Raw genomic sequence first — 25,220 nt, 5'->3', positions numbered from 1 at the left:
CTCCTGACGTACGGACGTTCGCTCGCTGTCAGGCTTTCGCCGGACGGGCCGGCCCGCAACCTGGTTCATTGCGTTCGTCGGTGGCGCGCCCGGAGTGGCACTATCGGCGGCAGCGGTCTGTGCGCCCCGGCGGACCGTGTCCCCGTCGTTCGAGGAGAGTCATGCCCGGAGAGAATCTCACCCGCCGCGAGGCGGCCGACCGCGCCGCCGTCGTCACGACGTCCACGTACGACGTCGTCCTCGACCTCCGGGGCGAGACGACCTTCGGCTCCACCACGACCATCCGATTCGCCGCCACCGAAGGGGCCACGACATTCGTCGACCTCCTCGCCGAGTCGGTCCACCGCATCACGCTCAACGGCGCACAGGTCCCGACGTCGGCGTTCGACGGCGCGCGGATCGGTCTCGACGGGCTCGCGGCCGACAACGAGCTGGTCGTCGAGGCGACGTGCCGGTTCATGAACACCGGCGAGGGGCTGCACCGGTTCGTCGACCCGGTCGACGGTGAGGTCTACCTCTACTCTCAGTTCGAGGTCGCCGACTCCCGCCGCGTCTTCGCCGTCTTCGAGCAGCCCGACCTCAAGGCCTCCTACACCTTCACCGTGACCGCGCCGGAGCACTGGACGGTGGTGTCCAACTCCCCCGTCGCCGAGACGACGACCGCCGACGGCGCGACCACCTGGCGGTTCGCCCCGACCGAGATCATCTCCTCCTACCTGACGGCCATCGTGGCCGGCCCGTATCACGGGGTCCACGGCGAACTCACCTCGCGCGATGGCCGCACCATCCCGCTCGGGGTGTACTGCCGCGCCTCCCTCGCCGAGTATCTCGACGCCGAGGAGATCATGGCGATCACCCGCGCCGGGTTCGCCTTCTACGAGGAGGCGTTCGACCGGCCGTACCCGTTCACCAAGTACGACCAGCTCTTCGTCCCCGAGTTCAACGCCGGGGCGATGGAGAACGCGGGAGCCGTGACGTTCCTGGAGAACTACGTCTTCCGCTCGAAGGTCCCCCAGGCCACGGTGGAGCGGCGCGCGGTGACGATCCTGCACGAGCTCGCGCACATGTGGTTCGGCGACCTCGTCACCATGCGGTGGTGGAACGACCTGTGGCTCAACGAGTCGTTCGCCGAGTACGCCTCGCACCTGGCCACCGCCGAGGCCACGCGGTGGCGCAGCGCCTGGACCACCTTCTCCTCCCTGGAGAAGACCTGGGCCTACAACCAGGATCAACTCCCCTCCACGCACCCGGTGGTCGCGCCCATCGACGACCTCGAGGACGTCGAGGTCAACTTCGACGGCATCACCTACGCCAAGGGGGCCTCGGTGCTCAAGCAGCTCGTCGCGTGGGTCGGTCGGGACGAGTTCCTCACGGGCGTGCAGCGTTACTTCGCCAAGCACGCCTACCGCAACACCGAGCTTCGCGACCTGCTCGTCGAGCTCGAGGCCACCTCCGGGCGCGACCTCACCGCCTGGTCCGCGCTCTGGCTGGAGCAGGCGGGCGTCACGCTGCTGCGCCCGGAGATCACCCTCGCCGAGGACGGCACGATCGCCGACTTCGCGATCCGGCAGGAGGCACCGGCCGAGCATCCGACGCTGCGGCCGCACCGGCTCGTCGTCTCGGGCTACGACATCGTCGGCGACGCGGAGCAGGACGGCGAGAGTGCCCGGCTCGAGCGGACGGTGCGCGCCGAGCTGGACGTCCGTGGCGAGCGCACGGAGGTCGCCGAGTTCGTCGGCATCCGCAGGCCGGACCTCGTGCTGGTCAACGACGAGGACCTCGCCTACGCCAAGATCCGGCTCGACGAGACCTCGCTCGCGACCGCGACGAACCACCTCGGCGGTTTCGCCGACTCACTGCCCCGTTCGCTGGTGCTCACCGCCGCCTGGGACATGACGCGCGACGGCGAATGGTCGGCCCGCCAGTTCCTGGACCTGGCGCTGCGCGCGGTCGCCACCGAGTCGGACTCGACGGTCGTCATGGTTCTGCTGCGGCAGGTGGCCACCGCGCTGGAGTCTTACGTCGCGCCCCAGGCACGCGAGGACGTCGCCGCACAGGTCACCGGCCGCCTGCTCGAGCTGGCTCGTGCCGCCGCGCCCGGGTCCGACACCCAGCTGCAGCTGCTGCGCTCGCTGGCGGCACACGTCCGTTCCGGCGAGCACCTCGACGTGCTCAGCGGGGTGCTGCGCGACGGCGGGGAGGTGCATGGTCTCGCCGGCCTCGCCGTCGACACCGACCTGCGGTGGACCCTGCTGCAGGGCCTGGTCGCCGGTGGCCGTGCCGGGGAGGATGAGATCGCCGCCGAGCTCGAGCGGGACAACACGGCCACGGGCCAGCAGCAGGCCGCTCGGGCGCGGGCGATGGTGCCGACGGCTGCGAAGAAGCAGACGGCGTGGTCCGACGTCGTCGAGTGCGACACGCTGCCGAACGCCGTCCAGTCGAACGTCATCGCCGGCTTCACCCACGTTCACGATCGCCGCCTCCTGGCTCCGTTCGTCGAGCGCTACTTCGACGTCATCGAGGACATCTGGGCCGAGCGCACCAACGAGATGGCACAGAACATCGTCGTCGGGCTGTACCCCGGCCGGCTGGCAGGGCTGAGCGAGGAGGTCGGTGTCGACGTCGTCGCCGCCACCCGGCAGTGGCTGGAGACGCACGCCGAGGCGCCGGCGGCGCTGCGCCGGCTCGTGGTGGAGAATCTCGACGGCGCGGAGCGGGCCGTGCGGGCGCAGGCGGCAGATCGCCGGTGAGCTCGCCGAGCCCGCTCGGGATCAGTCCGCCGCCGCCAGCTGGCCGCAGGCGCCGTCGATCTCCTGGCCGCGGGTGTCGCGCAGGGTGGTGGGGATACCGGCGGCGTTCAGGCGCCGGACGAACTCCGCCGTGACCTCCGGCTCGGAGGCCGTCCAGATCGAGCCGGGCGTCGGATTGAGCGGGATCGGGTTGACGTGCACCCAACCGCGACCACGGGCGATGAGCTTCTGCGCCAGCAGGTCGGCGCGCCAGGCGTGGTCGTTCATATCCTTGATGAGGGCGTACTCGATGGACACCCGGCGGCCGGTTGCGTCGAAGTAGGCGCGGGCGGCGTCGAGCGCCTCGTCGACCTTCCAGCGCGAGTTCACCGGAATGAGCTCGTCGCGCAGCTCGTCGTCCGGCGCGTGCAGGGACAGCGCAAAGGTCACCGGGATCCGTTCGGCCGTGAGCTTGGTGATCGCCGGGACGAGCCCGACCGTGGAGACCGTGATGCCGCGGGCCGACATCCCCAGGCCGTGCGGCTGGTCGGCGACCATGGTGCGCACCGCCTGGATGAGCCGCTTGTAGTTGGCCAGCGGCTCTCCCATCCCCATGAAGACGATGTTGGAGACGCGGTCCGGTGTGTGGTCGTCCGCGCCCTTCCCGCCGAGTTCGCCTCGCCTGAGGGCGCGGTTGGCGGCCACGACCTGGTCGACGATCTCCGCTGCCGACATGTTGCGGGTCAGACCGTTCTGCCCGGTGGCGCAGAACGGACAGTTCATCCCGCACCCCGCCTGGGAGGACACGCACAATGTCACGCGGCCCGGGTAGCGCATGAGGACCGACTCGACCAGCGCCCCGTCGTGCAGCTTCCACAGGAACTTCACCGTGGCGCCGTCGTCGGTGGTCAGCCGGCGCACCTCCGTGAGCAGGGGCGGCATGAGGCCGGCCACCAGCTCCTCCCGGCCGGCCGCCGGCAGGTCGGTCATAGCAGCCGGGTCGCTGGTGTGGTGGGCGAAGTAGTGCGTGGAGAGCTGCGTGGCCCGGAACCGCGGCAGTCCCAGCTCGGCGACCTTGTCCTGGCGCTCGGTGACACTCAGGTCGGCCCAGTGCACCGGCGGCTTGCCGCGCCGCGGCGCGGCAAACTGCAGCAGGGGCCGCCCGTCGGCGTCGGTCTGCTGCTGCCAGCCCTCGGTGGCGGGGCGAACCTGGGGTCGGGTCTCGGTCGGCACCCAGCCATCGTAGGTCTCACGCGCCTCGGGCAGCAGGGGCGTCAGGTGCGTGCTTCGCCACTGACGGCCGGGACCAGGGCGGTCATGTCCGGGACGCTGGCATGCGCCCCCGCCTCGCGCAGGACCGCGTCGGGGTGCGAGGTGCGTACGCCCACCACGAGGCCCACGCCGGCGCCGAGGGCGGCGGCCAGGCCGGCCGGGGTGTCCTCGAAGGCGAGGCAGTCGGCCGGGTCGAGTCCGAGCGCGTCCGCGCCGCGGAGGAAGGGTTCGGGATCGGGTTTGCCGACGGCGACGGACTCGGCGGTGACCATGGCGAGCCCGAGGTCGGCGACGCCGAGCATCTCCAGGGCCTCCACCGCCCAGTCATGGCGCGCGGAGGTCACCAGGCTGATCGGCACCCCGGCACGACGCCAGGCGGCCACGGCATCGGCGGCACCGGGCACGGGCACCGGTGGGGTGGCCTCGGGGTCGAGGCAGGCGACGATCTCGTCCGCGAGCGTGACGGGATCCTCCCCGGCCCAGGGGCCGTCGAGTTCGGCGAGGACCTCGGTCCCGCGCCGGCCGGCGAAGCGCATCAGCGTCTCATGCGGCACGTCCCAGCCGCGGCGGGCGAAGTAGGTGGCGAAGGCGGCGCGGTTGGTCGGTTCGGAGTCCACGAGTGTCCCGTCGAGGTCGAGCAGCACCCCGGCGCCGTGTCGGCGTAGCCGCGCGCCCACGAGCTCTGCGGCGGTCAGGTCCACGTGAAGAGCTCCTCCCCGGCGGTGACCTGGTCACCGGGCCGGACCGCGACGGTCAGGGCGTCGGCGGCGGCGTCGAGGGCCACCACCGGGGTCAGGGGGCTGCGCCCGCCGTCGGCGACGGACGACGGCGAGAAGGTGACCAGGACGTCACCGGCCGTGACCGCGTCCTGCTCGCTGACGTGCAGCGTGAACCCCGCGCCGTCGAGTTCGACCGTGTCGATGCCGAGGTGGACGAGCACGCCGCGGCCGCCGTCGGCCAGGACGATCAGGGCGTGCGGATGCAGCTTGGCGACCGTCCCGGTCACCGGCGCCCGCACCTGTGCCTGCGCGGCCCGCCCCGGGTCGACGGCGATCCCAGGCCCGACCATGGCCTCGGCGAAGACCGGGTCGGGGACGTCGGTCAGGGCGACGGCCGAGCCAGTGACCGGCGCGAGCACGCGCAGACTCAACGCAGGTCCTCGATGTCCTCGGCGATGGTGTCGGCCTGCGGGCCGACGACGACCTGGACCGCCTCGCCCTGGACGACGACGCCGAACGCTCCGGCGGCCCGCAGGCCCGGCTCGTCGACCTTGCCGGGGTCGTCGACCTCGACCCGTAGCCGCGTGATGCACGCCTCGAGGTCCCGCACGTTGGTCTCGCCGCCGAGGGCCTGGAGAATCTGCTCGGCCTGACTCATGTCCCGCTCCCGTTGCTCCGCGGGCGCTGAGGCCCGTCCTTTCTCGGGCGCCTGCGCCCGCCTCGATCTGACCCCGCGGCGACCCGGGTGTCAAGCCGCGGCCGGGCGCCTTGACAGGCGCGAGCGGTGGCGATTCGCTGCACTGGCCCACCGTCGCCGTCCCGGAGCCTCCGCCATGACCTCGACCACCGCTGCGTCCGCCAGGCCGATTCCCGGCTTCGCACAGCTGCAGCGGATCGGCCGGTCGCTCATGCTGCCGATCGCGGTGCTGCCCGCCGCCGGCATGCTGCTGCGACTCGGATACGAGGACATTCTCGGCGACCAGGGCGTGGCGAGTTGGAACGGGATGCGGTGGGTACAGCCGGTCGCGGACATCTTCTCGGCCGCCGGCACGGCGGTCTTCGACAATCTGCCCCTGCTGTTCGCGCTGGGTGTCTCGATCGGCTACGCCCGCAAGGCGGACGGGTCCACGGCGCTGGCGGCAGTTGTCTCCTACCTGACCTTCACCGGCGTGCTCGAGGTGCTGGCGCCGTACTTCGGCGCCGGCGCCGAGGGCGAGGAGACGATCGACTACGGCGTGCTCGGCGGAATCGTCCTCGGAATCGTCTCCGCGCTGCTGTGGCAACGGTTCTACCGGACCAAGCTTCCGCCGTACCTGGCCTTCTTCGGCGGCCGGCGACTGGTGCCCATCCTCACCGCGGCGGCCGGGGTGGTCCTCGCCGTCCTGTCGGCGCTCGTCTACCCGGCCTTCGACTACGTCATCGGCGGCTTCGGTGACTGGGTGACCGACCCGGGCAACGCCGTCGTCGGCGGCTTCGTCTTCGGCACCGTCAACCGCCTGCTCATCCCGCTGGGGCTGCATCACCTCCTCAACAACCAGCCGTGGTACCAGTTCGGCAGTTACACCAATCAGGGGACGGGCGAGGTGGCGCACGGGGACGTGTGGCGGTTCCTCGCCGGCGATCCGACGGCGGGGACCTTCATGACCGGATTCTTCCCGATCATGATGTTCGCGCTGCCGGCCGCTGCCATGGCCATCTGGCGGCACGCGCTGCCCGAGCGCCGCAAGGTCACGGGCGGAATGATGCTCTCGGTCGCGTTCACGTCGTTCCTCACCGGGATCACCGAACCGCTCGAGTACGCGTTCGCCTACGTCGCCTACCCGCTGTACGTGGTGCACGCGGTGCTGACCGGCTCGGCCCTCGCGCTGGTCAACGCGCTCGAGATCCGGGACGGGTTCTTCTTCTCGGCCGGAGCGATCGACTACGTGCTGAACTTCGGCCTCGCCGACCGTCCACTGCTGCTGATCCCGATCGGGCTGGGGTACGCGGCCGTGTACTACCTCGTGTTCTCGTTCGCGATCAGGCGGTTCGACCTGCGCACCCCCGGGCGCGAGGACACCGGCACCATGCCGACGCCGTCGGCGACGGTCTGAGCCGGCCCTTCTGCCGGGCGGAGCCTGCCGGGGACCGGAGCACGCGGCGGGTCAGCCGGGCAGGCGGTCGTCCGGGCCGAAGGCGCCCCGGACGGCGCGCACCAGTGACGTCAGCCGCGGCGAATCGGGCAGGTCCTCGACCATCACGACCTGCTCGGCGCCGTCCGCCAGCGGCAGTTTCCAGTTCGGGTACTCGGTGTCCGTGCCGGGTTGGTTCTGGGCACGGCGCTCACCCACCGCATCCGTCAGCGAGACGCCCACGAGGACGGCGGGAGTGCGGACGAGATAGACATGCAGCGCCTCGACGAGCTCGCGTTCGGTCGGGTCTTCGGGCAGCACGCCCTCCTCGCGGAGCCTGGCGATCATCCGCTCACGTTCGCGGCGTGCCTGCTCGCGGACCTCCTCGACGGGATGGGTGAGCAGGCCGAGCCGGCGGCGGATGTCCACGTGCTCCTCCGCCAGGTAGCCGGCGACCGGCGGCAGGTCGTGGGTGTTGACCGTGGCCAGGACGCCGCGACGGTAGCTGCCGGGAGGGAGCGGCCGGTCCTCGGCGTCCTTCTCGAACCACAGCACCGAGGTTCCCAGGACGCCACGCTCGGCCAGGTACTCGCGCACCCACGGTTCGACCGTGCCGAGATCCTCACCGATGACGGTGGCACCGGCTCGCGCGGCCTCGAGCAGCACCACCCCGACCATGGCCTCGTGGTCGTAGCTCACGTAGGTGCCCTCGTCGGCGCCCATGCCGTCCGGGATCCACCACAACCGGAAAAGCCCCATGACGTGGTCGATGCGGATGGCGCCGGCATGGCGGACCGCGGTGCGGACCATCTGCCGCAGCGGCTCGTACGCGGAGCGGGCCAGGGCGTCCGGACGCCACGGGGGCTGGGACCAGTTCTGCCCCTGCTGGTTGTACATGTCCGGCGGCGCGCCGACGCCGATGCCGTGCGCGAAGACCTCCGGCGCGGTCCAGGTGTCAGCGCCACCGGGATGGACGCCGACGGCGAGGTCGTGCATCACGCCCAGGCCCATGCCCGCGGTGCGCGCCTCGCGCTGGGCGGCGGCGAGCTGTTCGTCGGCCACCCACTGCAGCCACACGTAGAAGTCGATCCGGTCGGCGAGCTCGCGCCGCTCACGGGCGACGTAGGGCGAGCGGACGTTGCGCAGCTCGTCCGGGAAGCCGGCCCCGGCGTACTTCTCCTGCAACGCGCACCAGAGCGCGAAGTCCTCGAGACCTTGCCCCTCCTCGGCACGGAACCGCTCCAGCGCACGCCGGCGAGAGCGGCTACGTGGGGCGTCGTAGACGACGCCGAGGGCTTCCCGCTTGGCCGACCACACGGCGTCCCGGTCGATCGGGGTGTTCGCGCGGTTGGTGGCGCGTACCTCCTCGCCGGCCCAGTCCACGAGGGCACGCTGCGGCCCGGTGAGGTAGGCGGCCTCGCGGATCTCCTCGGGCCGGATGTAGATCGGGTTGACGAAGCGCCGGGTCACGGGCAGGTACGGCGACGGCGTCATCGGCGCGGTCGGCTCGGCGGCGTGCAGCGGGTTGATGAGGAGGAAGTCGGCGCCCAGGTCGCCGAAGTGGCCCGCGAGTTCGGTGAGGTCGGCGAGGTCCCCGATGCCCCACGAGTGATCCGACCGGACGGAGTAGAGCTGGGCCATGAATCCCCAGCCGCGGCCGGTCGCCACGGGCGGGTCGGCCAGCTTGTCCGGGGCGACGGCGAGGGGGGCGCGGGCCGCCTCGGCGCCGTCGACGGTGGCGACGAGTTCGTGCCAGCCCACCGGCAGATCCGGCGGCAGTGCCACGCTCGCCCGGCCGGTCCGGACGCCATCGACGTAGCGCGGCGGGGTGTCGTCCGGGCGGTGCTCGAGGTCGCGACGACCGCCGCCCGCGAGCTGGACCGCCACCTCGACGGTCGCGCCGTCGGGCACGTGGACCCGCACGCTGCGCTCACGGCCGGCCCGGGCGACGACGCACGGCGGGAGCACGTCCTGCCAGGGAGCGAGTTCGACCGCCTCGAGGCCCGCCGCCACCTCCTCGTCGGTGTCGGCCGGCACGCCGAGCGCCGCGAGGACGGCACGCACGGTTGCGGCGGAGACCTGACGAGCCTCGCCGGTGTAGTCCGTGAACTCGGTGGCGATCCCGTGCGCCGCCGCGAGTCGGCGCAGCTCGGGCCCGGGGGCGACGGTGTCGGCCGGCATCGTCGAGGAACTCACAGCAGCGTGCTGATCTCCTCGGCGAGGTCGTCCGCCTCCGGACCGACGACGATCTGGACGACCCGTCCGGTGCGGACGACGCCGAACGCACCGGTGGCCTTCAGGTCCGACTCACCCACCACGGCCGGGTCCTTGACCTCCACGCGCAACCGGGTGATGCACGGTTCCACCACGACGACGTTCGGTGCACCCCCTAGGGCGGCCAGGATGTTCTCGGCCTTGCTCATGTGACTCCTCCATCGGGATCGGACGAATGCGCGGGCGGAGCACGCCCGCGTGCCTTCATGAAGCCTACCGCCCGCACCTGCACGGACACGGACTGGCGCGCGGGCCACGCGCACCACCGGACCTGACTGCGCGCCCAGCGTCCGGCACGGCATGATGGCTCGCAACCGCGGGGAAGAGGAGCAACGATGACCACCACCGACTCGAGCGACCTCGTGCGCGGCGTCGGCGTGAGCCCGGGCCGGGCGGCGGGCCCGGTCGCGCAGGTGCGCCCACCGGCCGGGGAACCGGACACGGGCCCGCCCGTGCCCGAGGACCGGGTCGATCCCGAGGCCGAGCGCATCGGCCGGGCAGCCCAGGCCGTCGCCGAGGACTTGGAACGGTCGGCGGCGTCGGTCGAGGGGGAACGCCGTGAGCTGCTCGAGACCACGGCGCAGATGGCGGCGGATCCGACCCTGGTCGGCACCGCGGCCGACCTCGTGCGGGGCGAGCGTCTGCCGCCCGAACGCGCGGTCTGGCAGGCGGCCGGGACGGTGGCGGAGCAGCTGCGCGAGCTCGGCGGTTACATGGCCGAACGGGCGCGCGACGTCGCCGACGTCCGGGACCGGATCATCGCCGAGCTCACCGGCGCGCCGGTGCCCGGGGTGCCGCAGCGGGCCGAGCCGTTCGTCCTCGTCGCGCTCGACCTCGCACCGGCGGACACCGCGCTGCTCGACCCTGAGCGCGTGCGCGCCATCGTCACCGCCGAGGGTGGGCCGACCTCGCACACCGCGATCCTCGCCCGCTCACTCGGTATCCCGGCCGTGGTGGGCCTGCGTGGCGCGCTGGAGACCCTCACCGACGACCGGACGGTCCTGGTCGACGGCGGGGCCGGGACGGTCCGGGTCGACCCGACCGAGGAGGAGATCGCCGCAGCGCGGCGTCCCGCGGCCACGACCCGGCCGTTCGACGGGCACGGGCGCACAGCGGACGGGCACGACGTCGAACTGCTCGCCAACGTCGGCGACCCGACGAGCGCCGAGGCGGCCGAGGCCGCGAACGCGCAGGGCGTCGGACTGTTCCGCACGGAGTTCTGCTTCCTGGACCGGACGGAGGAGCCGGGGATCGAGGAGCAGGCGGCCGCGTACGGCAAGGTCCTCGCGCACTTCCCCGGGAAGAAGGTGGTGATCCGCACGCTCGACGCGGGCGCCGACAAGCCGATGCCGTTCGTCGTCGCCGACGACGAGGTCAATCCGGCGCTCGGGGTGCGGGGCCTGCGCACGAGCCGGCACGCACCCGAGGTGCTCGACCACCAGCTCGCTGCGATCGCCCAGGCGGCTGCGGATCACGAGGCCGACGTGTGGGTGATGGCGCCCATGGTGGCCACGGTCGAGGAGACCGAGGCGTTCGTCGCCGCCTGCGGGCGGTACGGCCTGACCAGGGCCGGGGTCATGGTCGAGGTGCCGAGCGCGGCCCTGCTGTCCGGCCCCATCCTGGCGCGTGCCACGTTCGCCTCCCTCGGCACCAACGACCTCACCCAGTACGCCATGGCCGCGGACCGGCTGCTCGGGTCGCTGGCCGAGCTGTCCGATCCGTGGCAGCCCGCCGTCCTGCGCCTCGTCGAGGCGACCTGCGCCGGCGGAGCGCAGCAGTCCCGGCCGGTCGGCGTGTGCGGCGAGGCCGCCGCGGACCCGGCCCTCGCCGTCGTCCTCGTCGGTCTCGGCGTGACGTCGCTGTCCATGACTCCGCGGGCGCTGGGCGAGGTGGCGGCGGTGCTGCAGGCCACGGATCTGCAGGCGTGCCGCGAGCTCGCGGGGGCGGCGCTGGCCGCCGAGTCCGCGGCCGACGCCAGATCCCGCGTGCGCGAGGCGCTTCCGGTGCTCGCAGAGCTCGGCCTGTAGGTCATCATGGAGGGGTGACCACCACGCCCGGAACGCCCGGCGGCGACTCGCCGGCCAGCATGTACGAGGCCATGGGCGGGCACGAAACGTTCGTCCGCCTGGTCCACCGCTTCTACCAAGGTGTGCGCGAGGACGAGGTGCTCGCGCCGCTGTACCCGCAGGACGACTGGGAGGGCGCCGAGCAACGGCTGCGGATGTTCCTCGAGCAGTACTGGGGCGGCCCGACGACGTACTCCGACCAGCGCGGGCACCCGAGGCTGCGCATGCGTCACATGCCGTTCGCCGTCACCACCGACGCGCGCGACCGCTGGTTGACGCACATGCGTGCCGCGGTCGAGGAGGTCGGTCTCGAGCCCGAGCTCGAGGCGGTGCTGTGGGACTATCTCGAACGCGCCGCCCACGCGATGGTCAACACCGCCGAACCCGGCGCCGAGCACCGGCGCTCGCTGCTGTGAGCCCGGCACCGAGCGAGGAGAGGTCCATGACCGACCCAGATTCCGAGGCCGCCGTGGCTCCGGCCACAACCGCGATCGAGCAGGTCATCGACGTCCCGGCCACCGACGAGGAGCCACTGGGCAGCGTCCTGCGCACCCTGCGGCTGCGGCGGGTGGGAACCGACGAGTTCACCGGTGGCTCGCTCCCCCAGGTCACCGGTCGGATCTACGGCGGGCAGGTCTTGGCCCAGTCCGTGCTGGCCGCGGCCGAGACCCTTCCCGACGACGGCGATGGGCTACGGCAGCTGCATTCGGTCCACGGGTACTTCCTCCGCCCCGGGAAGGTCGAGGAGCCGATCTCCTTCGTCGTCGAGCGACTGCACGACGGGCGCTCGTTCTCGACCCGGCGCACCCATGCGGTGCAGCAGGGCAAGCCGATCCTGTCGCTGATCTCCTCGTACCAGGAGGACCAGCCCGGCCGCGATCACGCGTCGCCGGCTCCCGCGGCGCCCGACCCGGAGACCCTGGGCAGCGCCGTCGACCTGCTGGCATCGGTGGACCACCCGGTGGCCCGGTTCCTGTCCTCGACAGCGGCCTTCGACATCCGGCACGTCGACCCGGAGATCTACCTGCGGCCGCCCGGCGAGCCGACGGACCGCCAGATGCTGTGGATGCGGGCGCGCACCTCGCTGCCGGAGGCGATGACCCAGCTGCAGCACCGGGCCCTGCTCGCCTACGCGTGCGACCAGGTCCTCCTCGAGCCGGTGCTGCGCCGGCACGGACTGAGCTGGCAGGCCGACGGGCTGTCGGTGGCGAGCCTGGACCACGGCATGTGGTGGCACCGACCGGTCGACGCCGGGGCGTGGCTGCTCTACGTGCAGGAGTCCCCGAGCGCACAGGGCGGGCGCGGCCTCGGCCTGGCCCGGATCTTCGACACCGCCGGGCGGCATGTCGCCACGGTCGCCCAGGAGGGCATGGTGCGGGTGCCGGAAGACACCCTCGAGTGACCGGGCCGGGGTCCTCGCACAGCCCCTCATGACGCACGACGCCCCTCGCCGCCGCGGCGGCGAGGGGCGTCGTGACGCGGCGGGCCGATCGGCCTGTCACGTCATTTGCGCTGCAGCAACTTCTCGTTCTGCTCGACGAGCTTGGTGGTGTTCTGCGCCTGCCGGATCAGCGAGACCGCGATCTCGAGGCCGACCCGGTAGAAGATGATCATGAGGAACGCCGGGATCCAGCCGAACAGCAGCGCGAGCACGCCCGGGACGGCGGACCCGCCGCCGCTACCCGGCACCGCACCCATGGCCGCACCACTGGCGAACCCGGCGATGATCCAGCCGAGCCACATCAGCACGGCGACGACGATCAGCAGGACGTAGATCACCTTCGCGAAGGTGATGGTGATGTACTTCGTGAAGGACAGGTCGAACAGCGCCTTGAAGAAGCCGCCCTCCTGCTCCTGCTGCTCGCCCCACTGCGGGCCGCCGTACGGGCCGGGCCCACCCGGACCACCGGGACCGCCCGGACCGCCGAAGCCGGGACGCTGCTGCGGGGGCGGGCCGCCGGGCTGCCCCTGTGGCGGCTGGCCTGGTGGCGGCCCCTGCGGCGGCCGTCCGGGCGGCGGGCCCTGCGGGGGCTGACCGGGCTGGCCCTGCGGGGGCTGCCCGGGCTGGCCCTGCTGCCACGGCGGCGGCCCACCACTGCCGGAGTTGGGCGGGACTGGAGGTTGGCTCGACACGGTCGGACTCCGTTCTCGGTGACGTCACGTCTGCGTACCGGGAGACTAGTGGACACACCGCCTCACCGGCCTGACGTGCGACGTTCCCGCGTGCCGGGTCCGGTGCCGCACACAAGTACGAGGCACGCACCTCGACCGGCCGGTGCCGCCGACGATCAGGTCCGGCGCCGGTGGCTGACGGCGTCGCGGGTGAGCTCGAGCGCGCGGCGACTGGCGGCGTAGGTGCGCTGGGCGACGCCGACGTAAAGACAGTCGACCACGGTGAGCTGGGCGAGCCGGGAAGCGGTGGCACCCGAGCGAAACCTGGTCTCCTGCGCGGCGGTGAGCAGGACGCGGTCCGCGGCCGCGGCGACGGGTGAACGGGGCGCGTCGGTGACGGCCACCGTCACCGCGCCGGCGCGGCGGGCCGTGGCGAGCGCGTCGACGGTCTCGGACGTGGTGCCGCTGTGGGACAGACCGATCGCGACGTCGTCGCCGGTCAGCAGGGCGGCGGAGGTCAGCGCCAGATGGATGTCGGTGTGGGCGGCTGCGACGAGTCCGATACGGCGTAGCTTCTGCTCCAGGTCCGCCGCGACGATCCCCGAGGCGCCGACGCCGTAGATCCCGATCTGCCGAGCCCGGGCGACGGCGACGACGACGGCCTCCAGGTCCGGGACGGAGAGTGCCTGTGCGGTCTGGTTGACCGCGCGGGTGTCCGCGACCGCGATCTTGGCGACGACGGTGGCCAGCTCGTCGTCCGGGGAGATGTCGCTGGTGATCCCCGTGGGGGTCTCGGCGTCGGACCGGGCGACGTCCGCCGCGAGCGCGAGTCGGAACTCGCGGTAGCCGGCGAGCCCGGTCTCGTGGCACAGGCGCACGATCGTGCTCTGCGACGTCCCGGTCTGCTCGGCAAGCTCCGTGATGGTCGACTGTGCCGCCGCATGCGGATCGGCAAGGACATGGGCGGCCACCCGGCGCGTGGCCGGTGACAGCTGGCCGAGCAGCCCACGCAGCCGTACCGGGACGGAACTCACGGCTGCGGCCCGCCGGAAGACACGGCGCCCAGTGCCGCGACGGCGGCCCGCACCCCTGCCGGGTCGCCGGTGCGGTCCGGGTCCGGAGGGAAGCGCTCCGCCGCCGTCCGCGCGGCGGCGATGTCGTCGGTGCCCGCGAGCAGGGCGACCAGGGCAGGACGAACCTCGCGCCCGGCCGCCTCGAGAACGGCGGCGCAGCGGTCAGGTTCCGCGCCGCTGGCCTGGACGAGCATCCGCACGGTCCGTGCCCGCAGCTTCTCGTTGGTCGCACGCACGGAGATCATCAGGTTCGAGTACGTCCTGCCCAAGCGGACCATCGCCGCCGTGGAGAAGGTGTTGAGCGCGATCTTCTGGGCCGTCGCCGCCCGCATCCGGGTGGAGCCGGTGACGACCTCGGGACCGGTGTCGAGCGCAACGATGACGTCGCTGTGCTCGGCGAGGGGCGCGTGCGGGTTGTTCGTGATCAGGCCTGTGGCCGCGCCGACCCGGCGCGCGGCGCGCAGCGCGCCGCCGACGTAGGGGGTGCGCCCGGACGCGGCGATCCCGATCACGAGGTCACCGGCGGAGAACGCGCCGGCGAGCTCGGCACCCGCGGCGTCGTCGTCCTCGGCCCCCTCTGCCGCGTGCACCAGGGCGTCGAGACCGCCGGCCAGGTGCGCCCGGACGGTTTCCTCGCCGACGTCATAGGTCGGCAACAGTTCGACGGCGTCGAGCACGCCGAGGCGGCCCGAGGTCCCTGACCCGACGTAGTGCAGGCGATAGCCGTCGTCGACCGCGCGCACGGCGTGGTCGACGAGTTCGGCGAGGGCTCCCGCGGCTGCCTCCACCGCTGCGACGACCCCGCGGTCCTCACCGAGGACGAGGTCGACCAGCGGGCGACTGCCGAGCTGGTCGATCTGCTCGGTGCGCGGGTTGCGTTCCTCGGTGGGCGATCGCAGCACGTCTCGGCGGTGGTCGGTCATCGTGGTCTCCGGTCGGGTCGTGTCGGCGATCGGACGGCAGTCGCTGCAGAAGGAAACTTTCACAGCTAGCGTAGCGGCGGGAAATTGTCACCACATACGAGGAACGCGAGGTAGGCATGGCAGAGGGATCACGGCTCCCCGTCGTCATCGGCGTCGACGTGGGCGGGACCTCGTCGACCGTGGCCGTGCTGTCACCGGACGGCGCGGTCGCCGCGGCGGCGCGCGGCGGGGGCGCGAACCTCCGGTCCTCGACCGGTGAACTGAGCACGACGTTGCGCGAGCTGCTCACCGAGACCGTGGCCACTGCCCGGGCGAGAACCGGTCGTGCGCCCGAGGTGATCGCCTGCCTGGCCGGGGTCTCCGGGGCCGGACCGGCCGGCCGGGACCGCGTCGTCACCATGGTCGATGCCGCGCTCGCCCCCCTCGGCCCGCGCCCCGGCGTGGTCGAGGTGGTCACGGACCCGGTGGTCGCGTTCGCGGCCGGGTCCGAGAACCCGGACGGCGCCCTGCTGCTGGCCGGCACCGGTGCCGTGGCGGCCCGCTTCTCGGCTTTCGAGCAGGCGCAGCGATGCGACGGTCTCGGATGGGTGCTGGGCGATACCGGGTCGGGGGTGTGGCTGGCACTGGAGGGGCTGCGGGCTGCGGCGGCGGAGCTCGACGGCCGGGGTCCGGCGACGGCGCTGACCGCTGAGGCCCGCGCGCTGGCCGACGCGGTCGGGCCGAGCACCGGTGACCCGCGCCAGGACCTGGTGCGGGTGCTGGACGTGCATTCCCCCGCCGAGCTCGGGCGCTTCGCTCCGGTGGTGAGCCGATGTGCCGCCGACGGGGACGCCGTCGCCGTCTCGATCGTCCAGCGTGCGGTGACGGCACTGCTGCACACCCTGTCGGTGGTGGACCGGCAGAGCCCGGCCGTCGTGCTCGCCGGGTCGGTCCTGACCAACGACGGACCGGTGCGCGGCGGTGTGCTCGCCGAGCTCGGCGACCGGGTGCGCGACGCAGGTCCCCCGGTGGTGGGAGCGCTGCGGCTCGCCGCCCAGCGTGCGGGGTGGGCGGTGCCGGAGCCGGCGGGCGTCCGTGCGGGCGTCCAGGCGGCACTGCGCTCCGCCGCCGACGGCGGGGGTCAGCCGACCTCCGACCCCGCCGGAGACGGTCCGCTCGCGATCCCGCCGGCGGCTACGGGACGTGGCGAGACCGGCCTCGTCGTCGACCGGTACCGGCCCGAGGACAGACCGGTGCTGTACGACATCTGCCTGCGGACCGGAGACTCGGGTGGGGACGCCACCGCTCTGTACCGCCACGGCGAGCTGCTCGGACACAACTTCCTCGGCGCCTACCTCGAGCGCGAGCCCGATCTCGTCCGGGTGCTGCGAGGCCATAACGGAACCCCGGTGGGCTACTCGGTGGCGACGGCGGACACCACGGCGTTCGAGCAGTGGTGCGAGGAGCGCTGGTGGCCCGCGCTGCGGGCGCGGTACCCGCTTCCGGACGAGGGCGACGACTCCCCCGACGCGGGGCAGATCCGTCGGCTGCACGAGCCGCCGCGCACGAACGCCCCGTGGTTGGTGCAGTTCCCGGCACACCTGCACATCGACATCGTCCCGGAGGGGCAAGGTGGTGGGAACGGTCGCCGCCTCATCGAGTCGGTCCTCGATGCAGTGGCACAGCGGGACGTACCGGGGATCCATCTGGGCGTCGGTGGCCGGAACGTGCGCGCCATCGGCTTCTACGAGCACATCGGTTTCCGGGTTCTCGAGCACGGCGCCACCGGACTGGTGATGGGACTGCGGCTACCTCGGCCGTAGCCGCCCCGGCGTCACCGGCGCCGGAAGGTGACCGGATCGTCCCTGTAGGGCTCCCAACTGGCGCGCTCCTCCGGCGTCATCCGCCTGGGCCGGCCGGTGGCCTCGTCGATGAGCACCAAGGTGGTCATCGCCCGGGCGGCCGGCCCGTCGGGGCCGGGGACCTCGTAGCAGACGTCGATGCTGGCGCCGCCGAGGTGCGAGATCCACAACTCCACCTCGATGGGCCGCAGCGTGTAGGGCAGCGGCGCGAGGTACTCGATCTCCTGGCGGGCGATGTAGGTGTTCGTGCCCGAGCCGGGACCGGTGGCGAGGATCTTCGTGCCGGGCACCTCGCCACCACCCCCGCGACCCTGGCCGTCGTCCCCGGGCCCCTCCCCCGGTGAGGCGGCGAACTGCCGGTCACCGGGAGTTGAGGCCCAGAACGCCGCGATACGCGCCTCCTCCAGGAGGGTGAACATCTTCGCGTTGTTGACGTGCTGATAGCCGTCGACGTCGCTCCACCGGATGTGCAGCGGGATGCGCAGCCGTGCCATCCGGCGCCTCAGTCGCGCGTGAGCTTGCGGTAGGTCACCGCGTGCGGACGCGCGGCCTCCGGGCCGAGCCGCTCGACCTTGTTCTGCTCGTAGGACTCGAAGTTCCCCTCGAACCAGTACCACTTCGCCGGGTTCTCGGCGTCGCCCTCCCACGCGAGGATGTGGGTGGCGACGCGGTCGAGGAACCACCGGTCGTGGCTGACCACCACGGCGCAGCCGGGGAAGTTCAACAGCGCGTTCTCCAGGGAACCGAGCGTCTCGGTGTCGAGGTCGTTCGTCGGCTCGTCGAGCAGGAGCAAGTTGCCGCCCTGTTTGAGCGTCAGCGCGAGGTTCAGCCGGTTCCGTTCACCGCCGGAGAGCACGCCGGCAGGCTTCTGCTGGTCCGGGCCCTTGAAACCGAACGCCGAGACGTAGGCCCGCGAGGGCATCTCCACGTTGCCGACCTGGATGAAGTCGAGTCCGTCCGAGACGACCTCCCACAGCGGCTTGTCCGGGTCGATGCCGGCGCGGGTCTGGTCGACGTAGGAGATCTTGACGGTCTCCCCGATCTTCAGGTCACCGCCGTCGAGTGGCTCCAGGCCGACGATCGTCTTGAACAACGTCGTCTTACCGACACCGTTCGGGCCGATGACGCCGACGATGCCGTTCGGCGGCAGCGAGAACGACAGGCCGTCGATCAGCTGCCGGTCGCCGAAGCCCTTACGCAGGTCGTTCGCCTCGATGACCACCGAGCCCAGGCGTGGGCCCGGCGGGATCTGGATCTCCTCGAAGTCCAGCTTCCGGGTGCGCTCCGCCTCGGCGGCCATCTCCTCGTAACGGGCCAGACGGGCCTTGGACTTGGCCTGACGGCCCTTCGCGTTGGAGCGGACCCACTCCAGCTCCTCCTTGAGGCGACGCTGGAGCTTGGCGTCCTTCTTGCCCTGGACCTCGAGCCGCTGCTGCTTCTTCTCGAGGTAGGTCGAGTAGTTGCCCTCGTACGGGTAGAGGCGACCGCGATCGACCTCGGCGATCCACTCGGCGACGTGGTCGAGGAAGTACCGGTCGTGCGTGACCGCGATGACGGCGCCGGGGTAGTTCGCGAGGTGCTGCTCCAGCCACTGGACGGACTCGGCGTCCAGGTGGTTCGTGGGCTCGTCGAGCAGCAGCAGGTCCGGCTGCTCGAGCAGCAGCTTGCACAGGGCGACGCGGCGGCGCTCACCGCCGGAGAGCACCGTGACGTCGGCGTCCGGCGGCGGGCATCGCAGGGCGTCCATCGCCTGGGCGAGCTGGGAATCCAGGTCCCAGGCGTTCGCGGCGTCGATCTCGCCCTGCAGCTTGCCCATCTCTTCCATCAGGGCGTCGAAGTCGGCGTCGGGCTCAGCCATGAGCTCGCCGATCTCGTTGAACCGCTGGACCTTGGTGAGGATCTCGCCGACGCCCTCCTGGACGTTGCCGAGCACCGTCTTCTCCTCGTTCAGCGGCGGCTCCTGTTCGAGGATGCCCACGCTGTAGCCGGGGCTCAGACGCGCCTCACCGTTCGACGGCGTGTCCATCCCGGCCATGATCTTGAGGATCGTCGACTTGCCGGCGCCGTTCGGGCCGACCATGCCGATCTTGGCACCCGGGAGGAACGCCATCGTGACGTCGTCGAGGATGACCTTGTCACCGTGAGCCTTGCGGGCCCGGACCATGGAGTAGATGTACTCAGCCACTGCTCTCCGCATTCGCGTCCGTGGATCGGCCGCCCGAACGGCGGCCACGTCGGCACCAGCGTAGTCAGCCGAGCGCGCGAACGGAGAACCGGCCACGGTGGCCGCAGCAGCGCGCTGCGACCGACACCGCCTACACGGCGCTCGTCTCCGGTTCCGCGGCCGCCGAGTCGAGCGCCGCCCGTTCGAGCTCGGCGGACTCGAGCTCGGCCGCGTCGTACCGCGTGCCGTCCGGACCGACGAGCGCGTCGCCACGCTCGCCGTCGGCACCCGGCACATCGCCCGCGGCGGACTCCCGGACGGTACGGGTGAACGCCGTCGTGCCGTTGCGGAGGTTGTGACCGATGGCGTTGGCCATGACCACGGTCGCGGAGTGCTCGTTGTTCTCACCCCACGTCTCCGTCTGCAGCTTGCCGCGCAGCAGGACCGGCGCCCCCTTGTGGAGCGAGGCGATGACGTTCTCGCCCAGATCACCCCAGGCCTTGACCGTGAACCATTGGGTCTCGCCGTCACGGAACTCGCCGTCGGCACCGCGGAAACGTGGGCTGGTCGCCAGGCGGAAGCGGGCGTAGCTGCTGCCGCTGTTGACCACCACGCGGGTCGGCTCCGTGCCGACGTTGCCGCTGATGCAGACCTCGATCTCGTTCATCGTGAACTCCTCTCCGGGCCGGCACCGTGCCGGCCTCGAGGAGAACCGTGGCGCGCCCCACCTCCACCGCGCCCACCGTCGGTGAGTCGCTGTGGACGACCCGGCAGCATGCACCGTCGCTGTGGACGGACCGTGCCCTGGCGGGCGGCTACCCAGTGAGAGCCTCCCGAACGGCGCGGTGTGTGTCGAGCACCGGCCGGACCGGGTCGGCGAGCGTGCGTCGTGCGACGTCTCGGATCGCCGCGACGACCTCTGAGCGGTAGGTCTGTGCCGCTCGCGCGGCGTCGCCACGGCGCACACGGCCCGCGAGAACAAGAAGCGCCACAGCACCGAGCGCTGGGACGGCCGCTGCCGCGACCGCCACATCGAGACCGGTCAGTCCCAGGACCACGTAGACGACGGTCAGCACGGCGAGCACGGCTGCTGCCGCCGCAAAGCGCACGGCACGGCCGGACCCGGTCAGCGGCACGGGCACGGACCCCACCGCCTCGGCCACCGCTCCCTGGATCCGGCCGGGACCGGTGACGGCGTCGTCCACGGCACGCGCCCAGCGATCGGGCAGCTCCTGAGAGACCTTGGCCACCCACCCGTCCCGTACTGCGGCAACCGTCGATTCCGCGGGAGGTTCCGGCCGGGCCACTGCGCCGCGGCCCGGCCCCTGGCCGGCCATGCGCAGTGAGGCCGTCACCGACTCCACGCCGGCCGACCGGGCGAGCTCCTCGACCTCGGCGTCGACGTCGTCCGGATCCGGCTCCTCGGGCCCGACGGCCGGCGCGAGCCGGCGTGCGACGGCGTCGACCTCCGCCTGCGCCGTCGTCAGGGTGACCGACGGCCGGGCGACCACGTCGGCGAGGATCTCGCGCACCTCGGCGATCCCGGTCCCGTCGACCGCCGAGGTGGGCATGACCCGGACGCCGTCGAGCCCGTCCTCGGCGAGCAGGTCGGTGATGTCGGTCATGATCTTCTCGATTGCACCGTCGGGAAGCGTGTCGGCCTGATTGACCAGGACGAGCATCGCCTCCTTGCGACCGGCCAGTCCGCGCAGGTACCGCTCGTGCAGGGCCTCGTCGGCGTACTTCTGGGGGTCGACGACCCAGACCAGCAGGTCGACCACCGGGAGCAGCCGGTCCACGAGGTGGGCGTGGTGGCGGGCGATGGAGTCGTGGTCCGGTAGGTCGAGCAGGACCATGCCGTGCAGTGGGCGCTCGGTGTCGCCGTCGAGCAGCGACTCGCGCTGGATGCGCCGCTCGGGGCTGACCTCGAGGAAGTCGAGGAGTTTGTCGGCCTCCTCTCCCCAGACGCAGGCCGCGGCGACCTCGGTGGTGGGCCGCAGTGCGCCGACGTCGGCGAACCGCAGCCCGGAGATCGCGTTGAACAGGGAGGACTTGCCCGATCCGGTCCCGCCCACCAGGGCGACGACGGTGCGGTCGCCGCCGCGTTCGAGGCGTGCCGCCACGGCGTCGAGGTCGCGGCGCGCGCGGTCGGCCAGATCGGGGTCGACCATGTCTCCGGCTCGGTCCAGGGCGACGACGACGGCGTCGGCCCGTTCGGCGAGTTCGGCGGCGTCGGGTGCGGTCGAATCGACGTCGGCCGCGACACTCATGCGTGCTCCTTCAGTTCCGTGGCGCGCAGCCGCAACGCTGTGCCCGGCTGCACCGGCAGATCTTCGAGTTGCGTGAGGTACGGGTCGAGGACGGCGCGCACGGCCGCCTCGGCGCGGTCGAGGAGATCCTCACGTGCCTGCGCGACGGCCCCTGGAGCGAGCCGCGCGGCCGCGTCGGCGGCACCGGCCACGCCGGCGGCGCCGGTCTGCACCAGCGCAGCCAGACCGCCCCCACGAAGCGTGCGGTCCCCGTCACCGACCTGGTCCCGGACGGCGGCACGCCAGCCGTCGACGACGTCGCGGGCAGTCGCGTCCGCTCCGCCGTTCTCGGCCACGGCCGCCATCAGCCGCTCGGCGCCGAGGTCAGGATCGGACCAGGCCTGGCGTACACCAGCCGCGGCGCGGCGCAGCGCGTCGGCGACGAGGAGCCGGACGGCCGCCGCCGTCTCGTCCGCGAGTGCGGCCGCGGCCTTCTCCCGGGCCTCCTGGACGCGGCCGGGCAACAGGCTCGGCAGAACGCGACGCCGCACGAGCGGGGCGAGCGGACCTCCGGAGGAGGCGAGGGAGAGCCACCGCGTCGTCGGCGCGCCGAGCCCGGCGCGGCCGTCGGCGAGCGCCTTGCGCAACTCCTTGGCCGGTTCCTCGGCGGCCTCCTCGGCACGGCGGCGTAGCGCGCTGACGGCGTCGACCTGGGCGTCCGCACCGTCCGCCAGCCGGGCGAGCTCCTCGCGAAGCCCCGCCCAGATGCCGCGGTTGGTCCGCCGGACCACGCCGGCTCCCCGGTGACGGTCGGAGACCAGGCGTAACCAGGCGGCCAGTTCCGCCACGGCGGCGCGGTCCAACGGCCCCTCGTGCGGCCCGGCGTCAGAGATGACGAACAAGGGGGCCGAGCCGAGGCCGAGTCCGTCGAGGCGGCCCATGAGGTCCTTGCGGACCTGCGCCAGGACCTCGCTAGGCACCCGGTTGAGGACGACGGCGGTCGTGATGCCGCGAGAGTGCGCCTCGCCCAGGAGCTGCCACGGCAGGGCGTCGCCGTAGCGTGAGGCGCTGGTGACGAACACCCACAGGTCCGCGGTCTCCAGGAGTTGGTTGGCCAGGGAGCGGTTGCGGGCGTCGACGGAGTTGAGGTCGGGCGCGTCCAGCAGGGCCAGGCCCGCGGGGACGTCGTCATGGGTGACCACGTCGGCGAGCTCGGTGATCGGACGACCCTCGACCAGCGGCAGGTCCTGCGGATGGATCGCCACGATGGGGTTACGCGTCGTGGGTCGCAGGACACTCGCCTCGGTGACGTCGTCGCCGAGCAGCGAGTTGACGAGGGTGGACTTCCCGACGCCGGTCGAGCCCCCGAGCACGACGACGGCGGGCGCGGCTTCGTCCTTCAGCCTCGGCAGGAGCCGAGCACCGATCTGCGTGAGGATCCGCTCCCGGAGGGCACGCAACCCGTCGGCACCGGGGATGTCCAGCGGGAAGCCGACCTCGTCGACGTCGCGCTCGAGGTGGGTGACGACGGCCAGCCGGGGATGGCGCGCGGCACCCGCAGGTTCGGGGCTGGCGGCGACATGTGCGGGCGTGGTCACCCGTCCATTGTGACCGGATGTGGCCGCGACGTGCGACGACTCTCATTTCCGGCGGGTCCGCCGGGACTGATGGACCGCTCGCTCGGGGCGCCCCCGGCAGGACTCGAACCTGCAGCCTACGAGTTAGAAGCTCGTTGCTCTATCCGTTGAGCTACGGGGGCCTTGAGGGGCATCAGCCGAGCGGAGTCCATGATCCGGCGACACCGCCCCTCGTTGCCACACGCCGGCACTCCAGTATGCCGCACGCGGAACTGCCCCATGGTCTGCCTTGGATATGCGCGGCCACGAATGCGCGGCCGCCCCGCGGCGTTGACATGAGCGTCGCAGCGGCGCTTGGCTGAACGCGTGCCTCGACCTCCCGCCCGCCGACCGCGGCCGTGACCGGCCCAGTCGGTCCGCTGATCGCGAGCGGACGAGACGCCGAGATCTTCGAGCTCGGAGACGGGCTCGTCCTGCGCCGGGCGCGGGACGGCCGGAGCCTGGCCGAGGAGGCGGCCGTCATGGCTGCCGCACGCGCCGGGGGCGTCCCGGTCCCTGCGGTGCACGAGGTCACCGACGACGGAGCCGTGGTGCTCGACAAGGTCACCGGGCCGACGCTCCAGACGGAGCTACTCCGCCGGTCGTGGCGAACGAGGGCCGCGGCGGGTGTCCTTCACGAGCTGCACGAGACCGTCCACCGCGTGGCTTCGCCGGCGGGGCTCGCACCGAGCGGAATCCCCGGCACCACCCTGCTCCATCTCGACCTACATCCCATGAACGTGCTGATGAGCCCGGACGGCCCGGTGCTCATCGATTGGGCGAACGCACGGTCGGGGCCGCCCGAGGCCGACCTGGCGAACACCTGGGTCATCCTGGCCACCTCCACCGTTGACGCGCCGTGGTGGATGCGAGCTGCGGTCTCGACGCTCCGGAATCGATTGGTGGCCGACTACGTGGCCGATCTCGATCAGGCTGCCGTGTCGGCGCTGCTTCCGGAGCTGGTCGCCCGGCGGGCCGGGGATCGGTACGTGAGCGACCACGAACGTCGCCGGCTCGAGGCGTGGCTGCGGCGGACGGCCAGCCGGCGGCGGAGGCGTCTGTGACGGGACGTACCCTGGGCGGGTGAGCGGACGAACCACCCCGAAGGACCCGATCGTCTGGGTCGACTGCGAGATGACCGGTCTGGACCTGGACAGGGACGCGCTGATCGAGGTCGCCGTCGTCGTCACCGACTCCGAACTCGTTCCCGTCGACGCCGGTATCGATCTGACCATCCGGCCCACGCCAGGTGCCGTCGAGCAGATGAACGACGTCGTCCGCACCATGCACACCTCGTCCGGCCTGCTGGACGAGCTCGACGACGGGCTGTCGATGGACGAGGCCCGCCGTCGCGTCCTCGAGTACGTCAAGCAGTGGGTGCCGGAGCCGAAGAAGGCGCCGCTGGCGGGAAACTCGGTCGGCACCGACCGCACCTTCCTGGTCCGCGACATGCCGGAGGTGGTCGACCACCTGCACTACCGCATCATCGACGTCTCCTCCATCAAGGAGCTCGCCCGGCGCTGGTACCCGCGCGCCTACTTCCACTCACCGGCCAAGGCCGGTGGGCACCGTGCACTCGCCGACATCCTCGAGTCCATCGACGAGCTGCGGTACTACCGAGCGGCACTGTTCCCCGACGGCGAGGGCCCCGACTCCCCCACCGTCAAGGCCGCCGCTGACGCGGTCTCCGCGGAGCCGACTGCGGCTGTCGTCGAGCAGCACGCCAACGGCCAGGTCTCGCGAGCCGAGACGCCTGGAGCCACCGGGGCCGGGACCGCGGACCCTCCCACCGGGTGACTCAGACCACGCCCGCGCGATTACGGCGGGCAGTACCCGTTCGGCTATGCTGGTGGACTGCTGCCGTGCCTGCGCGAGCCGCCGGCACACCGCAGCAATGGTGGGTGTAGCTCAGTTGGTAGAGCGCCGCGTTGTGGTCGCGGATGTCGCGGGTTCAAATCCCGTCACTCACCCCATGTGTGAAGTGTCGGGACATCGTTCACTCGGTGTCCCGGCACTTCTTTGTTTTTGCTGGGTGTGTGTGTCGGGTCATCGTTCCGCTGTTGGGCGGGGT

At 72.2% G+C, this 25,220-nt stretch carries 22 protein-coding genes and 2 tRNA genes; 9 read left to right on the top strand and 15 right to left on the bottom strand.

Annotated elements, in window-relative coordinates; all coding sequences use genetic code 11:
- Positions 1–161 precede the first annotated feature (161 nt).
- Positions 162–2,750 carry an aminopeptidase N gene (gene pepN / locus ACFSE6_RS18735; protein WP_388011048.1) on the top strand — a complete coding sequence of 863 codons (2,589 nt, stop codon included), beginning with the start codon at positions 162–164 and terminating at the stop codon, positions 2,748–2,750.
- A 21-nt stretch (positions 2,751–2,771) separates the two neighbouring features.
- On the opposite strand, the gene rlmN is transcribed toward pepN, so the two are convergent.
- The 4 genes from rlmN to ACFSE6_RS18715 are packed head-to-tail and all read right to left on the bottom strand — an operon-like array spanning position 2,772 to position 5,378.
- Complete coding sequence (gene rlmN, locus ACFSE6_RS18730; protein ID WP_388011045.1) at positions 2,772–3,962, bottom strand: dual-specificity RNA methyltransferase RlmN; 1,191 nt, start codon at positions 3,960–3,962, stop codon at positions 2,772–2,774.
- A gap of 41 nt (positions 3,963–4,003) precedes the next feature.
- Positions 4,004–4,702: an HAD family hydrolase gene (locus tag ACFSE6_RS18725; protein ID WP_388011042.1), complete on the bottom strand. Its 699-nt coding sequence runs from the start codon at positions 4,700–4,702 to the stop codon at positions 4,004–4,006.
- Complete coding sequence (locus ACFSE6_RS18720) at positions 4,693–5,151, bottom strand: PTS sugar transporter subunit IIA (RefSeq protein WP_388011039.1); 459 nt, start codon at positions 5,149–5,151, stop codon at positions 4,693–4,695. Before ACFSE6_RS18720 ends, ACFSE6_RS18725 begins: the two co-directional genes overlap by 10 nt.
- Entirely contained in the window at positions 5,148–5,378 is a 231-nt protein-coding gene (locus ACFSE6_RS18715) for a PTS sugar transporter subunit IIB (RefSeq protein WP_388011036.1), read from the bottom strand. Before ACFSE6_RS18715 ends, ACFSE6_RS18720 begins: the two co-directional genes overlap by 4 nt.
- 175 nt (positions 5,379–5,553) lie before the next feature.
- Here ACFSE6_RS18715 and ACFSE6_RS18710 point away from each other — a divergent pair, with 175 nt between their 5' ends.
- Positions 5,554–6,813, top strand: a complete 1,260-nt coding sequence (locus tag ACFSE6_RS18710) for a PTS transporter subunit EIIC (protein ID WP_388011033.1) — start codon at positions 5,554–5,556, stop codon at positions 6,811–6,813.
- Between the two features lie 51 nt (positions 6,814–6,864).
- Here the strand turns inward: ACFSE6_RS18710 and malQ are convergent, their stop codons facing one another.
- Entirely contained in the window at positions 6,865–9,012 is a 2,148-nt protein-coding gene (malQ, locus tag ACFSE6_RS18705) for a 4-alpha-glucanotransferase (RefSeq protein WP_388011105.1), read from the bottom strand.
- Between the two features lie 11 nt (positions 9,013–9,023).
- Complete coding sequence (locus ACFSE6_RS18700) at positions 9,024–9,254, bottom strand: PTS sugar transporter subunit IIB (RefSeq protein WP_388011030.1); 231 nt, start codon at positions 9,252–9,254, stop codon at positions 9,024–9,026.
- Between the two features lie 186 nt (positions 9,255–9,440).
- Here ACFSE6_RS18700 and ptsP point away from each other — a divergent pair, with 186 nt between their 5' ends.
- From ptsP to ACFSE6_RS18685, 3 genes are read left to right on the top strand one after another with little or no spacing between them, the layout of a single operon-like run.
- The gene (gene ptsP, locus ACFSE6_RS18695; RefSeq protein ID WP_388011027.1) at positions 9,441–11,132 is read left to right on the top strand and encodes a phosphoenolpyruvate--protein phosphotransferase; all 1,692 of its coding nucleotides are present in this window, start codon (positions 9,441–9,443) and stop codon (positions 11,130–11,132) included.
- Positions 11,133–11,191: 59 nt separating this feature from the next.
- Positions 11,192–11,587, top strand: a complete 396-nt coding sequence (locus ACFSE6_RS18690; RefSeq protein WP_388011102.1) for a globin — start codon at positions 11,192–11,194, stop codon at positions 11,585–11,587.
- 26 nt (positions 11,588–11,613) lie between these two features.
- The gene (locus ACFSE6_RS18685) at positions 11,614–12,573 is read left to right on the top strand and encodes an acyl-CoA thioesterase (RefSeq protein ID WP_388011024.1); all 960 of its coding nucleotides are present in this window, start codon (positions 11,614–11,616) and stop codon (positions 12,571–12,573) included.
- Between the two features lie 101 nt (positions 12,574–12,674).
- On the opposite strand, the gene ACFSE6_RS18680 is transcribed toward ACFSE6_RS18685, so the two are convergent.
- From ACFSE6_RS18680 to ACFSE6_RS18670, 3 genes are all read right to left on the bottom strand, one after another.
- On the bottom strand, positions 12,675–13,304 hold the full coding sequence (locus ACFSE6_RS18680) for a DUF4282 domain-containing protein (RefSeq protein WP_388011022.1): 630 nt from the start codon (positions 13,302–13,304) through the stop codon (positions 12,675–12,677).
- 155 nt (positions 13,305–13,459) lie between these two features.
- On the bottom strand, positions 13,460–14,317 hold the full coding sequence (locus tag ACFSE6_RS18675; RefSeq protein WP_388011019.1) for a MurR/RpiR family transcriptional regulator: 858 nt from the start codon (positions 14,315–14,317) through the stop codon (positions 13,460–13,462).
- A complete protein-coding gene (locus tag ACFSE6_RS18670) occupies positions 14,314–15,279 on the bottom strand; it encodes an N-acetylmuramic acid 6-phosphate etherase (RefSeq protein ID WP_388011016.1) in 966 nt (321 codons plus the stop codon). Before ACFSE6_RS18670 ends, ACFSE6_RS18675 begins: the two co-directional genes overlap by 4 nt.
- 116 nt (positions 15,280–15,395) lie before the next feature.
- On the opposite strand from ACFSE6_RS18670, the gene ACFSE6_RS18665 reads away from it, so the two are divergent.
- Positions 15,396–17,081 (top strand): GNAT family N-acetyltransferase, encoded by a 1,686-nt coding sequence (locus ACFSE6_RS18665; RefSeq protein ID WP_388011013.1) that lies wholly within the window; start codon positions 15,396–15,398, stop codon positions 17,079–17,081.
- Positions 17,082–17,092: 11 nt separating this feature from the next.
- Here the strand turns inward: ACFSE6_RS18665 and ACFSE6_RS18660 are convergent, their stop codons facing one another.
- The 6 genes from ACFSE6_RS18660 to ACFSE6_RS18635 form a co-directional block, all read right to left on the bottom strand.
- Complete coding sequence (locus ACFSE6_RS18660; RefSeq protein WP_388011010.1) at positions 17,093–17,614, bottom strand: acyl-CoA thioesterase; 522 nt, start codon at positions 17,612–17,614, stop codon at positions 17,093–17,095.
- Positions 17,615–17,622: 8 nt separating this feature from the next.
- On the bottom strand, positions 17,623–19,305 hold the full coding sequence (gene ettA / locus ACFSE6_RS18655) for an energy-dependent translational throttle protein EttA (protein ID WP_388011007.1): 1,683 nt from the start codon (positions 19,303–19,305) through the stop codon (positions 17,623–17,625).
- Between the two features lie 130 nt (positions 19,306–19,435).
- Complete coding sequence (locus tag ACFSE6_RS18650; protein ID WP_388011004.1) at positions 19,436–19,951, bottom strand: single-stranded DNA-binding protein; 516 nt, start codon at positions 19,949–19,951, stop codon at positions 19,436–19,438.
- 148 nt (positions 19,952–20,099) lie between these two features.
- Positions 20,100–21,554: a GTPase gene (locus tag ACFSE6_RS18645; protein WP_388011001.1), complete on the bottom strand. Its 1,455-nt coding sequence runs from the start codon at positions 21,552–21,554 to the stop codon at positions 20,100–20,102.
- Positions 21,551–23,131 (bottom strand): GTPase domain-containing protein, encoded by a 1,581-nt coding sequence (locus ACFSE6_RS18640; protein WP_388010998.1) that lies wholly within the window; start codon positions 23,129–23,131, stop codon positions 21,551–21,553. The genes ACFSE6_RS18645 and ACFSE6_RS18640 overlap by 4 nt, the downstream gene beginning before the upstream one ends.
- Before the next feature lie 88 nt (positions 23,132–23,219).
- A tRNA-Arg gene (locus tag ACFSE6_RS18635) sits at positions 23,220–23,292 on the bottom strand.
- A gap of 216 nt (positions 23,293–23,508) precedes the next feature.
- On the opposite strand from ACFSE6_RS18635, the gene ACFSE6_RS18630 reads away from it, so the two are divergent.
- The 3 genes from ACFSE6_RS18630 (at position 23,509) to ACFSE6_RS18620 (ending at position 25,122) form a co-directional block, all read left to right on the top strand.
- Positions 23,509–24,213, top strand: coding sequence for a phosphotransferase (locus tag ACFSE6_RS18630; RefSeq protein WP_388010995.1), 705 nt, complete (start codon positions 23,509–23,511; stop codon positions 24,211–24,213).
- 19 nt (positions 24,214–24,232) lie between these two features.
- A complete protein-coding gene (orn, locus tag ACFSE6_RS18625; RefSeq protein WP_388010992.1) occupies positions 24,233–24,946 on the top strand; it encodes an oligoribonuclease in 714 nt (237 codons plus the stop codon).
- A gap of 100 nt (positions 24,947–25,046) precedes the next feature.
- A tRNA-His gene (locus tag ACFSE6_RS18620) sits at positions 25,047–25,122 on the top strand.
- The last annotated feature ends 98 nt before the right edge of the window (positions 25,123–25,220 follow it).

The organism is Georgenia deserti, from assembly GCF_042680605.1.
Taxonomy (GTDB): Bacteria; Actinomycetota; Actinomycetes; order Actinomycetales; family Actinomycetaceae; genus Allobogoriella; species Allobogoriella deserti.
The sequence above is the reverse complement of the archived record's forward strand: the minus strand, read 5'-3'. Positions and strand labels throughout refer to the sequence as shown.

Coding starts and splice junctions, on each gene's coding strand:
- pepN (WP_388011048.1), top strand. CDS start 162: ATGCCCGGAGAGAATCTCACCCGCCGCGAGGCGGCCGACCGCGCCGCC.
- ACFSE6_RS18715 (WP_388011036.1), bottom strand. CDS start 5,378: ATGAGTCAGGCCGAGCAGATTCTCCAGGCCCTCGGCGGCGAGACCAAC.
- ACFSE6_RS18710 (WP_388011033.1), top strand. CDS start 5,554: ATGACCTCGACCACCGCTGCGTCCGCCAGGCCGATTCCCGGCTTCGCA.
- malQ (WP_388011105.1), bottom strand. CDS start 9,012: ATGCCGGCCGACACCGTCGCCCCCGGGCCCGAGCTGCGCCGACTCGCG.
- ACFSE6_RS18700 (WP_388011030.1), bottom strand. CDS start 9,254: ATGAGCAAGGCCGAGAACATCCTGGCCGCCCTAGGGGGTGCACCGAAC.
- ptsP (WP_388011027.1), top strand. CDS start 9,441: ATGACCACCACCGACTCGAGCGACCTCGTGCGCGGCGTCGGCGTGAGC.
- ACFSE6_RS18690 (WP_388011102.1), top strand. CDS start 11,192: ATGTACGAGGCCATGGGCGGGCACGAAACGTTCGTCCGCCTGGTCCAC.
- ACFSE6_RS18685 (WP_388011024.1), top strand. CDS start 11,614: ATGACCGACCCAGATTCCGAGGCCGCCGTGGCTCCGGCCACAACCGCG.
- ACFSE6_RS18670 (WP_388011016.1), bottom strand. CDS start 15,279: ATGACCGACCACCGCCGAGACGTGCTGCGATCGCCCACCGAGGAACGC.
- ACFSE6_RS18665 (WP_388011013.1), top strand. CDS start 15,396: ATGGCAGAGGGATCACGGCTCCCCGTCGTCATCGGCGTCGACGTGGGC.
- ACFSE6_RS18660 (WP_388011010.1), bottom strand. CDS start 17,614: ATGGCACGGCTGCGCATCCCGCTGCACATCCGGTGGAGCGACGTCGAC.
- ACFSE6_RS18650 (WP_388011004.1), bottom strand. CDS start 19,951: ATGAACGAGATCGAGGTCTGCATCAGCGGCAACGTCGGCACGGAGCCG.
- ACFSE6_RS18645 (WP_388011001.1), bottom strand. CDS start 21,554: ATGAGTGTCGCGGCCGACGTCGATTCGACCGCACCCGACGCCGCCGAA.